Here is a 12,369-nt window from a genome sequence, read left to right on the forward strand (position 1 = left end):
ACCCACGATGATCACACTCTGGTTCTCGCTGCTCGTCCTCTGCTGGATGCTGTTCTTCGTCCTCGAGGGCTTCGACTTCGGCGTCGGCATCCTCGGCCCCGCCCTCGGCCGCGACGACCACGAACGCGGCGCCATCGTGCGGACGGTCGGCCCGTTCTGGGACGGCAACGAGGTCTGGCTGGTCGCCGCGATCGGCGTCACGTTCGCCGCGTTCCCCGACTGGTACGCCGCCCTGCTCTCGGCCCTCTACCTGCCGATGGTCGCCATCCTGCTGCTGCTCGCGATCCGCGGCGTCGCCCTGGAGTTCCGCGGCAAGGGCGACGGCCCCCGCTGGCGGCAGCTCTGCGACGCGGCCCTGACGACCAGCTCGGCCGGGATCGTCCTGCTCTGGGGCGCGATCCTCGGCGTCCTCACCCACGGCCTCGCGGTCGGCCCCGACGGCCAGGTCACCGGCACCGGTCTGAGCCGCAGCCTCGGCCCCCTCGCCTCCTGGCCCGCCCTGGCAGGTGCGATCCTCGCGCTGTTCGCGGCCCTCCTGCTCGGCGCGGCCTTCCTGTCACTACGCACCACCGGACCCGTCCATGTACGCGCACAGCGCGCCACCCTCGCGATAGCGTCCACCGGCACGGCGGTGCTGGCCGTACTCGGCATCGTCACCGGCTCCTGGCTCCTGCTGGCCGCCGCCGCCCTGTCGCTGATCATCACGCTGATCGCCCGCACGGGCCGCGAAATGCTCGCTTTCGCGGGCACAGCAACCGGGGTCGCCGGGGCAGTGGTCGCGGTCTTCACCCACCACGGCGACGTCGTCCTGCGCAGCACGCTGAACCCGGCGTGGTCCCTGACGATGACGGGAGCGGCGGCCACCGGCTCCGCCCTGAAACTCATCACGGTCGTGGGCGTCGTCGTGCTCCCCGGCGTACTCGTGTACCAGGCGTTCTCCTACTGGGTGTTCCGCAAGCGGGTGTCCAGCGAACGGGTCCCCTCATGAGCCGCGGGCCGATCGATGCGCGGCTGCTGCGGCATGCGCGCTCCGGGCGTACCGGAATCGGTGTCCTGTCCTTGATCGGGGCCGCGCAGGCCGGCACCACCGTGCTCGTCGCAGTGGCCCTGGCGCGGACCGTGACCGGCCACGACGCGGTCGGCCTGCTCGCCCTGGCCTTCGTCCTGCGCGCGGCACTCACCTGGGCCGAACAGGTCGTCGCCCAGCGCACCGCCGCCCGCGTCATCGGCGAACTCCGCCGCTCCACCCTCACCGCCACCCTCGCGCACGGCCCGGCGTGGGTGGCCCGCTTCGGCGCCGGCCGGCTGATCGCGGCGCTCACCGGCGGCCTCGACTCCCTGCGCCCCTGGTTCTCCGGCTACCTGCCCGCGCTCGTGCTCGGCGTCGCGCTGCCACCGCTGGTGCTCGTCGCGATGGCGCTCGTCGACCCGGCATCCGCCCTGATCGCGCTGGTCACCCTGCCACTGCTTCCGCTGCTCGGCGCGCTGATCGGCTGGGCCACCCAGAAGCGCGCGGACCAGGCGTGGGCCGCCGACGCGCGCCTCGCCGGCCACTTCCTCGACGTGGTCCGCGGCCTGCCCACCCTGCGCGTGTTCGGCCGGGCGGAACGCCAGACCGCCGTCGTGCGCGACATGACAGAAAAACACCGCACCGCGACCGTACGCGTATTGCGCGTGGCCTTCCTCTCCTCCACCGCCCTCGACCTGGTGGGCACCCTGTCCGTCGGCCTCATCGCCGTCGAGGCGGGCCTGCGCGTGGCGAGCGGCGGCATGCAACTCGGCGCGGCTCTGCTGGTCATCCTCCTGGCCCCCGAGGCCTACCGGCCGCTGCGCGAGATGGCGGCCCGGTTCCATGCAAGCGCGGACGCAACCGCCGTGATCGGAGACGTGGACGAGGTGCTGATCGACGACACCGGCTACCTTCCCCTGACCGCCGCCTACTCCCCCCGCCCCAGCCTCTTCGCCACCCGGCTGCGGGTGCGCTACCAGGACGCCACCCACGACGCCCTGACCCTCGACGCCCTCGCCGTCCGCGACCACGAGATCGTGGCCCTCCACGGCCCGTCCGGCGCGGGCAAGACCACCGCCCTGCGCGTCCTGGCCGGCCTCCACCCGATGTCCCCCGACCCCCGTACCGGCCGCATCGAACTCACCGGCCCCGGCGTCCTCTACCTCCCCCAGCGCCCCTCCCTGCCCCACATCCGCACGGTCGCCGACGTCTTCCCCGGCCTCCCCGCCGCCGACATCCGCACCGCCCTCGCCACGGTCGGCCTCGACACCGAGCTGGACCCCGCAACGGTCCTCGGCGAACACGGCTCCGGCATCTCCTCCGGCCAGCGCCAGCGACTCGCCCTCGCAGCCCTGCTCCGCGCCGCCGCCCGGGAACCCCTGGTCCTCCTCCTCGACGAACCCACCGCCCACCTCGACCCCGAATCCGAACGCACCGTCATCGGTCTCCTGCGCGAAGCCGCCACCCGGGGCTGCGCCATCCTCGTCGTCGCCCACCGCCCCGCCCTCCTCACCGCCGCCGACCGCACCGTCGAAGTCACACCCCCCGCCGCCACATCCATCCCCTCAGCCGTTTTCGCCCCTGCCCCACTACCAGCCGGACCACCAAACGCGGCCGCCCCGTCAGCCCTGCCAGCTCCCACTGCCGTCTCAGGCCTTACCGCTGCCCCAGCTCCAACTGCCGCCTCAGGCACGGCCGGCCCCTCGAGCTTGGCCGCCCCGTTGGGAACCCCTGAGCATTCCGGCCTGGTCAACCACTCCGGCTTGGCTGTCCCCGCGGACCTGGCCGATCTTTCTTCCCACTCGGAGTTGCGCGGGACGGCCACCTTCCCGGACCCGGCGCGACGTACCCCTGCGTCGGGTGGCGCACAGCCTGTAGAGCGTCCTAGGACAAAGTTGCTGTCGGTAGGGACTGCTGTGGGGCTCGGGGTGGCGTCCTCGCTGGCGGGGATCGTGCTGACGGGGGCGGCTGCCTGGTTGCTCGTGCGGGCGGCGACCCTGCCGCCGGTGCTGACACTGTCCACCGCCGTGGTCCTGGTGCGCGGGTCGGCTGTGGCCCGCCCGCTGCTGCGGTACCTGGAACGGCTGGTGGCTCACGATGTCGCGTTCGCCAGGCTCGCGCAGTGGCGGTCCGGGGTCTACGCGGGGCTGATCCCGCGGGTGCCCGGGCCCCGGCTGCGGCGGCGTGGTGACCTGCTCACCCGGATCGCCGACGATGTCGACGCGCGGACGGACGGGTTGCTGCGCGGGCGGCTGCCGATCATGTCCGCGTCGGTCACCCTGGTCGTCGCGGCGGCGGTGGCTGTCGGGGTGACGCCGTGGCTGGTGGTGCCGCTCGGGGTGGGGCTGCTCGTTTCCGCCGTCGCCGCTCCCGCGCTGGCCGGGTGGCAGGCCGGACGGGTCGAGGCCGCAACCGGGCGGGCCCGTGCCGAACTGCGCGACGCGGTGGTCGAGTCCGTGGACGGGATCGAGGAGCTGGCGGTGCGCGGGGCGGGTGCTCTGGGCGTACCGGAGATGCGCAGCCGGAAGCTGGAGGCCCTCGAAGCGCGGGCGGCGCGCACTGCCGGTTCAGCCGCGGCGCTCAGCCTGCTCGGATGGGGTTTCGCGGTCGCGGGCACCGCGTTCGTCCTGGCGCGAACGGCCGGGCTCTCCGCTGAATGGGCCGCGGTCCTGCTGCTCGCCGTCGTGGCCCTCGGCGAGCCGGTCGCCACGCTGCCGGACGCCATGGTCGCCCGCCGCCGCGCCGCCGGTGCCGAACGCCGCCTGGCCGCCATCGAGGACGCGCCACCATCAGCTGCCGTCGAGGACGGGCCCCCGTCAACCGCGACCCGGGAAACGCCGGCGTTCCTGGAGTCCGGGGATGTGGTGGTCCGGGGGCTGGTCGCGGGCTGGGACCCCGCGCGGCCGCCCGCGCTGCGAGGAGTCGATCTGGAGGTGCCGCACGGGCGGAGTGCCGCGGTTCTCGGGCGGTCCGGCGGGGGCAAGTCGACGCTCGCGGCGGTGCTCGTGGGGCTGCTCGATCCGCGCGCCGGCGAGGTGTCGCGGCCCAGGCGCACGATCCTGGTCGGTGACGAGGCGGACCATGTGTTCGCGTCGACCGTGCGGGAGAACCTGCGGCTGGCGGATCGCTCGGCGACGGATGACGCCCTGGCCGCGATGCTGGTCCGCGTCGGTCTGGGTCCGTGGCTGGCGGGGTTGCCGGCCGGGCTGGACACCTGGCTCGGGGCGGGCGGTGGCACGGTCTCGGGTGGCCAGCGTCGGCGGCTCGCGACCGCGCGGGCCCTGCTCGCCGGCCCCGGGTTGCTGGTGCTGGACGAGCCGACCGAGGGGCTCGACGAGGCCGGCGCGGACGCGCTGATGGCCGATCTGCTCGGTGCGGCGCAGGGGCGTACCGTCCTGCTGCTCACCCACCGGACCGAGGGCCTCGACCTCGTCGACGCCGTGCACGAGATGCGCGACGGCAGGCTGACACCCGCCGCCGCCCCGGCCGGGGTCAGGCAGTAACCGTCTTCAGGCCGAGGGCAGCCTCGCGGATGGCGGTGTGACACTCGGGCATGCCGGTGAAGTGGATCGCGCGCAGGCCGACGGCCTTCGCCGCTTCGATGTTGTCCAGGCGGTCGTCCACGAAGATGACGTCGGCCGGTTCCGCGCCGAGGACGGCGACCGCGTGGGTGTAGATGGCCGGGTCCGGTTTGATCATTTCCAGGTCCGCGCTGTAGAGGCGGTGGGCGAACGGCTTCAGGGCGGCGTGCCGGTCCAGCTCCCTGGCCAGCTCACGCGGCGCGTTCGACAACAACGAGACGGGTACGCCCGCCGCGTGCACGTCGTCGAGCATGCTCATCGTGTCCTGGTTCAGGTGCAGCCAGCTGGAGACGTCGCGCTCCACGAGGTGGCAGAGGCGCTGGCCGCCCGGTGGGGTGCCGAGCACGTCCGTCCAGTAGGCGAGGGCGCTCAGGCCGCGGTCGTACTCGGGGCGGCTCTCCCAGTAGCGCTCGATGAACTCGGGCATCGGGATGCCCGCGGCCAGCGCCATCGACATCAGGTCGGATCGGGACTGGTCGGCGCTGATCACGTTGCCGAAGTCCATCAGGAGATGTGTCATGCGCCCTGCCTCGCGATCGTGGTCGTGGTCGTGGTGGGGGTGGCGGTCATGGCGGTGAGCAGGTCCGCGGCGGGCAGCGGCCTGGCGTACAGATATCCCTGCCCGCGGGTGCAGCCGAGTGACCGCAGCTCGAGGGCCTGGTCGGGGGTTTCGATGCCCTCGGCGATCGTGGTCAGGTGGAGGACCTGGGCGAGGCGGATGACGGCTTCGGCGATGGCGCGGCCCTCGGGCGTACCGTTCAGCTCCGCCACGAAGGCCCGGTCGATCTTGAGGATGTCGACGGGGAGGCGGGTGAGGTACTGCAGGGACGAGTAGCCCGTACCGAAATCGTCGATCGCGACCCGGATGCCGTGCTCCCGCAGCGCTTGCAACGTCGGGGCGTGGGTGGCGTCGACCAGCGCGGACTCGGTGATCTCCAGGACCACGTGCGACGGCGCGGTCGCGGTGCGGTGCAGGACGGCTAGGACGTCATGGACCAGGGTGGGGTCCTGCAGCTGCCGCGGCGACAGGTTCACGGACATATAACTGCCGGGGGGCCGTACGGTTAGGGCCTCCTCCAGAACCCACAGCCCCATCCGGGTGATCATTGCCGTGCGTTCAGCCAGCGGGATGAACCGCACCGGGCTGATCGGGCCGCGGGTGGGGTGTTCCCAGCGCAGCAGCGCCTCCGCCCCGACCGCCCTGCCGGTGCTCATGTCGACGATCGGCTGATACACGACGTGCAGCTCGCCGCGGTCGAGGGCGTGCTGGAGGTCCTCGGCGAGGGCGGCGTCCTCGGCGCGGCGGTCGGTCATCGCGGGGTCGTAGGTCGTCCAGCTGTGGGTTCCGGCGCGTTTGGCGTGGTACATGGCCAGGTCCGCGCGGCGCATCAGGTCCTTGACCGTGTCCTGCTCGCCGATCGCGTAGGTCAGGCCGATCGACGCACGGATCGGCACGACGTCGTCGTCGAGCGGCACCGACGGCGTGAGCAGCAGGCGCTCGGCGATCGAGTGGGCGTCGTCGGTGGCGCCGGGGAGCCAGATGGCGAATTCGTCGCCGCCGATGCGGGCGCAGGTGTCGGTGTGGCGTACGGATGCTCGCAGGTGGTGGGCGAAGGTGGTGAGCATGTGGTCGCCGGCGGGGTGGCCGTAGGCGTCGTTGACGAGTTTGAAGCCGTCGAGGTCGATGAGCATGAGGGTGCCGTGTTCGTGGCGGCGCAGGCTGCGGGTGATGGCGTTGTCGAGGCCGGTGCGGTTGGCGAGGCCGGTGAGGACGTCGGAGACGATCAGGTCGCGGCTGTCGCGCAACGAGATCACCTGGCGGAACAGGACGGCCGCGGTCATCACGATCAGCCCCGGCACGAGTCCGCCCCAGGGCAGCAGGTCGTTCTCGCGTACGGTCACGGCCAGCAGCAACGTGCCGCCCACCGCGACCGCAGCGATCGGCAGGTGCAGTGACCACGCCGGGATCCGGGCCGACGCGGCGGCGGGCTTGGGCGCCACGGCGTCGAACCGCAGCGCCGCCACCGTCATCAGCAGCGACCCCATGACGAGGAAAGCGGTCGCGACCGGCGAGTTCGTGTCACCGCCGTGCGCGTAGAGACCCCACCAGAGTGCGTCGCCGCCGAGATAACACGTGATGCCGGTGACGAAGAACGTGAGCGGGCTCGACACGCTCGAGATCGTCCCGCGCAGCAGCACGACACTCACCGCCACCATGAGCAGCAGGTCACCGATGGGATAACCGATCAGGCCGATCCACTCCGTGGACGGTGTCCTGCCGTGGACCGTCGGAACGATCAGGAAGTACCAGACGACCATGAAGCCCGCGCCCAGCACGGTGACAGCCTCCGCCGCGAACGCCAGCCGCTGCCGCCCCGCCATCCGCCGCGCCGGAGCGAACATCAGGCCCGCAGCGAGCAGGACGAACATCACGAGCCGCCCGAGCGTGGAGGCCCACCAGAAACCCTGGCCCCCGCTCACCGTCCAGCACATCAGCATCAGGCCGACTACCAGCGAGCACAGCCGGCCACCCGCCACGATCTGCCACGCCGATACCTCACCCCGGCGTCCCGCACGAACACTCGCCACAACCCCGAGAGCATCAAGGGCCAGGACCGACACCCCCAGCACGTACGGCCGGACCGCCGCGTTCGCCAGGGACAGGACCACGGCGGCGGCGACAACCACGATCAACACCCAGGACGCGCGTGTACGCCACTCTCGTCCACCCATGCCCATGCCACTTGTGATCGGCCGGGAGCACCGGAAACTGAACATCACCCGGTGAGCAGGTTCAGGACCGCCTTCTCCGTGGGTGGGTCGACGGTCTCGCCGCGCTCGTACGCGTCCAGCACGCGCGGATCGACATACGCGCTGCGTGCCACGGCCGGGGTGTTGCCCAGGAGCTCCGCGACCTCTTTCATCGCGTGCGACACGGCGCGTTTCCGGCCGGTCCTCGTTTCCTGTACGCCTGCCGCGGCGAGCTCCGCCGCCGCCTTGACCGTCCCGTGCCAGGTCCGGAAGTCCTTGGCACTCATCTGCTCACCGCTGATCTCGCGCAGGTACCCGTTGATCTCGTCGGCGTGCACCTCGTGCCACCGGCGTGCGGAGGGGTCCCAGTAGGCGAACAGCCGGGTTGCCTCTCTGCGCCGGCTCCGGAGGTCGCGCAGGACGCGGCGGACGTCCTCGTCATCGACCGGGAGCGCGTGCGACTTACCGGACTTGCCGACGAAGTCCAGCGTCACCCGGCCGGCGTGGGTATGCACGCGGTCGGGCCGCAGCGTCGAGAGGCCGTAGGTGGGGTCCTCGTCACGCTGGGCGTACTGATCACTGCCGACCCGGAACATGCCCATGTCGAGCAGCCGGACGACCGCGGCGAGCACCCGGGCCCGGGAGAGGCCACGGCCGGTCAGGTCCGCGCACAACCGCTTGCGCAGCGCGGGCAGCCGGGAACCGACCTCGACGGCGTGGTCGAACTTCTTGCCGTCACGGTCGGCACGCCACTGCGGGTGGTAGACGTACTGTTTACGCCCGGCGGCGTCCTGACCGGTGGCCTGGATGTGGCCGCGGTCGTCGGGGCTGATCCAGACGCCGGTCCAGGCCGGTGGGATGACCAGCGCCTTGATACGGACGATCGTGGCGGCGTCTGTGAGTGCGTTTCCGTCGCTGTCGAGGTAGCTGAAGCCGGTGCCGCGCCGCTTCCGGGCGTACCCGGCCTTGGTGAGATCGCTACGCCGAAGCCGCATGGTGCCGCACTCCTCTTTTCGGGGCCCGGGGGATGCCCCGCCGCGACGCGGGCAAACGCGCAATATCCTTCGTCGATGCGACAGCGGCTGGCCTGGCTCGACGGGTTGCGGGCGGTCGCCGTCCTGCTCGTGCTGTACGCGCACCTCAGCCGCTACCTGTTCCGCGGCGCCCGGGAGTTCTCCAGCGAGTGGCTGAACGCCGGCACCGCCGGGGTGATGCTGTTCTTCCTGGTCAGCGGCTACATCATCCCGGCCTCGCTGGAACGGCACGGGGATCTGCGGCGGTTCTGGGCGAGCCGGCTGCGCCGGTTGATGCCGCTCTACGCGGTGGTCAGCGCCGCCGTTGTCAGCCTGGGTATCGCCGGTGTGGTGCCGCTGGATCCGTTCCTGGTCGATCACCCGGCGACCGCGGTGGCTGCGCACGCCGGCATGGTGCCGTTCCTGCTCGGCGTCCCGCTGGTGACGCCGGTGTTCTGGACGCTCACGTTCGAGATGGTGTTCTACCTGCTGGTCACCGCGTTGTTCGCCCTGCGCATCCCGCGCGCGGACGCCGTACTCTCCGTCGTGCTCGCCGCTGGTGGCGTCGCGACCGCGCCGCTCATCCCTCAGCTGGTCCCGGGGAGCTCTCCCGTCACCGCGGGTGTGATCGTGCTGCTGGGGGCCGGCCTGTTCGCGGTCACCAGCCGCCGGCGGCGCGCGGTCGTGATCGGCGGGCTGCTGCTGGGCGGACTCGCCGGCACGCTGCTCGTGGTGAACATGGATCCCGCGCACTCCTGGGACGGGCTGCTCATCCTGGCCGTGATGTTCACCGGGACGACCGTCTACCGCGCGGACCACGGGCAGACCGGCTGGTGGCCGGTCATCGTCACGGGCACGGTCGTGGCCGCGGCGCTGCTCGCCAACTGGTTCGCGGAGCTCACGTCGCTGCACGCCCTGACCCCGCGGTACATGACGCGGTCCGTCATCACCCTGCTCGTCTTCGCGGGATCCTTCGCCCTCGGCATGGCAACCCGCCACCTGCGAACCCCGCGCTGGCTGGCCCACGCCGGAGTGATCAGCTACTCCGTCTACCTCGTGCACTACGTCCTGATCCAGCTCCTCGCGCCCGCCCTCCCCCGCAACCTCCCCGTGCCTGCGCAGGCGCTCGCCGTGGTGGCGTACCTGACGCTGCTGTCCGGCATCTGCGAACTGACCTACCGGTTTGTCGAACTGCCCGGCCAGCGACTCGGCCGGCGCCGGGCTCCCGCTCCCGCCGATGACCGGCACGGCCTGGCAGGATAGCGACATGGAACGTGTACTCGGCATCGGCGGATACTTCCTGCGAGCCGCCGACCCGGAGGCCCTGAACGCCTGGTATCGCGATTGTCTCGGCCTCGACGCCGACGAGAACGGCACGTGGCAGCAGGAGGCCGGCCCGACGGTGTTCGCGCCCTTCCCGTCCGACAGCGACTACTTCGGATCCCGGACCCAGCAGACCATGCTCAACTTCCGGGTCCGCGATCTCGACGCGATGCTCACCCAACTGCGCGACAAGGGCGCAAACGTCGCGGCGGAGACGCAGGACATGGACGGCGTCGGCCGATTCGGCTGGGTCACCGACCCCGAAGGCAACCGCATCGAACTGTGGCAGCCCGCCTGACCGCTCACGCCAGGAATGGCGAAAAATGATCGGCGACCATTTCCGCTATCGCTTCGGCGCCCCGGCTGCCATCCACTTCAATGATGCGTACGCCTGACCGCCGCGCATTCTCCGTCACGTCCTCGATGATAAGGCCGTCGCGCGCGATACGGTTACGCTTCGCTTTCACCGGGTCGCTCACCTGCGCGTTGAAGGTGCCCGCACGCGGGAGAACGGCGAGCTGATGCCGCCGGAATTCCTCGGTCGGCACCAGAACGATCATCTGCCGCGGAGAGCCGGCAACCGGCACCACCAGCTCCGGGCGCAGCCCCCACCCGTCCACGATGATCGGGCGCGGCGTGACCAGGGCGCGCAGATCGTCCAGGACCCACTCGAAGCGTTCCGGGAAACCCGCAAGGACAGCGGCAGCCATTTCCGCGGGGCTCGGGGTGATCCAGACATCATCCGGATGCGGGCTTCCGACGGGTTCACCCCGGCGCAGGCGTGCGGCAATCCGGCGATCCTCATGGCCGCGCGCATCGTGGTAGTCGTAATGGTAATGGGTAACGCCGTACCGTTCCGCGAGAATTCCGCCGACCGTGGTTTTACCGGCCCACTGACCCCCGCCGATCCACAGCGCATTCCTGATGGTGCTGACCGGATCCCATTGCATGATGACCAGCGTGATATCGGCGTACCCTATTATCAAGTCTTGTTCTTGTGCCCTGAAAATGATTATCTATCCATAGGGGCCGCACGGACCCGGTTGCGGTAGCGCAGCGGGGACTCGCCGACCTCGCGTTTGAACGCCGTGCTGAAGGCGCTCTCCGATGCGCATCCCCGATCTGCCGCGAGCGACCCCACCCCGCACGTCCCCGCCGCGCAGCGCACGCTGCGCGAGCAGCACGCGCAGCCGACCCGGTGGCAGCTGCGCCTGCCCGAGGTACGCCCGGGGATCTCGGTGGCCTCGAATCTGGCGCACATGGAGCAGGGCACGTTAAGCATGGACCAGCTGCGGGCCATGGGCCTGATCGACGAGAACAAGACCCCGCAGCAGGCCGCCGCGACGATCGTGTTCGGCGCGGCCAGCCCGCTGCTCGACGGGATCGGCGGGGTCTACCTGAAGACAGCGACGTCGCACCCCTGGACCCCACCCCCTGGGGAAGCACCCCCGTGGGTGAGAAGCCGATCATCTCCTCCGACGCCGCCCCGCACGCCCTCGACCCAGCGACTCTGGGAGCTGAGCGTCGCAATGCTCTGAGCGATCAGAGGGCACGCAGCTTGTCGCCGAGGTCCTTCTGGAAGAAGTCGAGGAAGCCGTCGGGGTCAGGGCCGGCGTTCTGCAGCACGATGTGGTCGAAGCCGGCCGTGACGTAGTCGCGCACGGCGGCCACGTACGGTTCGGCGTCCGGACCGGTCGCGAAGTGCTCGCTGATGTCCTCCTTGCGGACGGTCTGCGAGGCGGCTTCGAAGTTGACCGGGTTGGGCAGTTCGCTCATGACCTTCCAACCGGTCAGAGCCCAGCGGGTCGTCTCGAACGCCGCGGCCACCCCGGCCTCGGCGGTTTCGGCCCACGCCATCGGGACCTCGGCGTAGAGCGGCCCGGCGCCACCGGCACCCTGGTAGGCCGTCACGAGTTCGGCGCGCGGCTCGGTGGCGAACAGGCCGTCACCCAGTTCGGCGGCCATCTCGGCGGCGTTGCGGCCACCCGCGGCGACGGCGATCACCGGGAGCTCGTCCGGCAGGTCGAAGACGCGGGCGTCCTCCAGCTGCAGGTGCTTGCCCTCGTACGACTGGTAGCCGCCCTGCCACAACAGCTTGATGATCTCCAGCGCTTCCCGGAGTCGCTCCTGACGGCCCCGCACGCTGGGGAAACCTTGCCCGACGACGTGCTCGTTGAGGCGCTCACCCGAGCCGACCCCGAGGGTGAAACGGCTGTCGGAGACGATGGCGAGCGTCGCGGCGGCCTGGGCGATGATCGCCGGGTGGTAGCGCACGGTCGGGCAGGTGACCCCGGTCGCGAGCCCGATCCGGTCGGTCTTCGCCGCGATCGCGCCGAGCACGGTCCACGCGAACGGCGAATGTCCCTGCACGTCCAGCCACGGGTGGTAGTGGTCGCTGATCTCCACGAAGTCGAACCCGGCCTGCTCCGCGCGGACCGCCTGCCGGATGAGCTCCTTGGGGCCGAAACCCTCCGCAGCCAGCTTGTACCCGAACTTCATCGCTCTCCCCCTCGTCGTGCTGTCCCAGCGTCAGATCCCGCTGTCACAGCGTTAGGTCGCGCCGTCACAGCGTTAGGTCGCGCCGTCACAGCGTTAGGTCGCGCCGTCACAGCGTTAGGTTGTGTGCAATTAAGTTGTGCACAATTTAATTGCACACAACCAAGTTGCACACAACGGATCGAGTTCCCCTGCG

General features: G+C 70.9%; 10 protein-coding genes. 5 read left to right on the forward strand and 5 right to left on the reverse strand.

All coding sequences use genetic code 11. The annotated features are described in order from the left end of the window. The first annotated feature begins 7 nt into the window (after positions 1-7). Positions 8-988, forward strand: a complete 981-nt coding sequence (cydB, locus tag Ahu01nite_RS07460; RefSeq protein WP_203835675.1) for a cytochrome d ubiquinol oxidase subunit II — start codon at positions 8-10, stop codon at positions 986-988. Further along, positions 985-4,512 (forward strand): thiol reductant ABC exporter subunit CydC, encoded by a 3,528-nt coding sequence (gene cydC / locus Ahu01nite_RS07465; RefSeq protein ID WP_203835676.1) that lies wholly within the window; start codon positions 985-987, stop codon positions 4,510-4,512. Before cydB ends, cydC begins: the two co-directional genes overlap by 4 nt. Here the strand turns inward: cydC and Ahu01nite_RS07470 are convergent. The 3 genes from Ahu01nite_RS07470 to Ahu01nite_RS07480 are packed head-to-tail and all read right to left on the reverse strand — an operon-like array spanning position 4,502 to position 8,336. Beyond that, positions 4,502-5,110, reverse strand: coding sequence for an HAD-IA family hydrolase (locus Ahu01nite_RS07470; RefSeq protein ID WP_203835677.1), 609 nt, complete (start codon positions 5,108-5,110; stop codon positions 4,502-4,504). The two genes, cydC and Ahu01nite_RS07470, sit on opposite strands and share 11 nt — an antisense overlap. Continuing rightward, a complete protein-coding gene (locus Ahu01nite_RS07475; protein ID WP_239158688.1) occupies positions 5,107-7,323 on the reverse strand; it encodes a putative bifunctional diguanylate cyclase/phosphodiesterase in 2,217 nt (738 codons plus the stop codon). The genes Ahu01nite_RS07470 and Ahu01nite_RS07475 overlap by 4 nt, the downstream gene beginning before the upstream one ends. A 44-nt stretch (positions 7,324-7,367) precedes the next feature. Beyond that, a complete protein-coding gene (locus tag Ahu01nite_RS07480; RefSeq protein ID WP_203835678.1) occupies positions 7,368-8,336 on the reverse strand; it encodes a DNA topoisomerase IB in 969 nt (322 codons plus the stop codon). Between the two features lie 75 nt (positions 8,337-8,411). Here Ahu01nite_RS07480 and Ahu01nite_RS07485 point away from each other — a divergent pair, with 75 nt between their 5' ends. Together Ahu01nite_RS07485 and Ahu01nite_RS07490 are read left to right on the forward strand one after the other, a co-directional pair. Then, the gene (locus Ahu01nite_RS07485; protein ID WP_203835679.1) at positions 8,412-9,617 is read left to right on the forward strand and encodes an acyltransferase family protein; all 1,206 of its coding nucleotides are present in this window, start codon (positions 8,412-8,414) and stop codon (positions 9,615-9,617) included. A 4-nt stretch (positions 9,618-9,621) separates the two neighbouring features. Continuing rightward, a complete protein-coding gene (locus tag Ahu01nite_RS07490; RefSeq protein WP_203835680.1) occupies positions 9,622-9,975 on the forward strand; it encodes a VOC family protein in 354 nt (117 codons plus the stop codon). Positions 9,976-9,979: 4 nt separating this feature from the next. Here Ahu01nite_RS07490 and Ahu01nite_RS50230 read toward each other — a convergent pair whose 3' ends face one another. Further along, positions 9,980-10,627, reverse strand: coding sequence for a hypothetical protein (locus tag Ahu01nite_RS50230; protein ID WP_239158689.1), 648 nt, complete (start codon positions 10,625-10,627; stop codon positions 9,980-9,982). A 129-nt stretch (positions 10,628-10,756) separates the two neighbouring features. On the opposite strand from Ahu01nite_RS50230, the gene Ahu01nite_RS50235 reads away from it, so the two are divergent. Beyond that, the gene (locus tag Ahu01nite_RS50235; RefSeq protein ID WP_239158690.1) at positions 10,757-11,215 is read left to right on the forward strand and encodes an SDR family NAD(P)-dependent oxidoreductase; all 459 of its coding nucleotides are present in this window, start codon (positions 10,757-10,759) and stop codon (positions 11,213-11,215) included. Positions 11,216-11,219: 4 nt separating this feature from the next. Here the strand turns inward: Ahu01nite_RS50235 and Ahu01nite_RS07510 are convergent, their stop codons facing one another. After that, positions 11,220-12,176, reverse strand: a complete 957-nt coding sequence (locus Ahu01nite_RS07510; RefSeq protein ID WP_203835683.1) for a TIGR03557 family F420-dependent LLM class oxidoreductase — start codon at positions 12,174-12,176, stop codon at positions 11,220-11,222. Positions 12,177-12,369: the final 193 nt, after the last annotated feature.

The sequence above is a fragment of the Winogradskya humida genome (assembly GCF_016862215.1).
Taxonomy (GTDB): Bacteria; Actinomycetota; Actinomycetes; order Mycobacteriales; family Micromonosporaceae; genus Actinoplanes; species Actinoplanes humidus.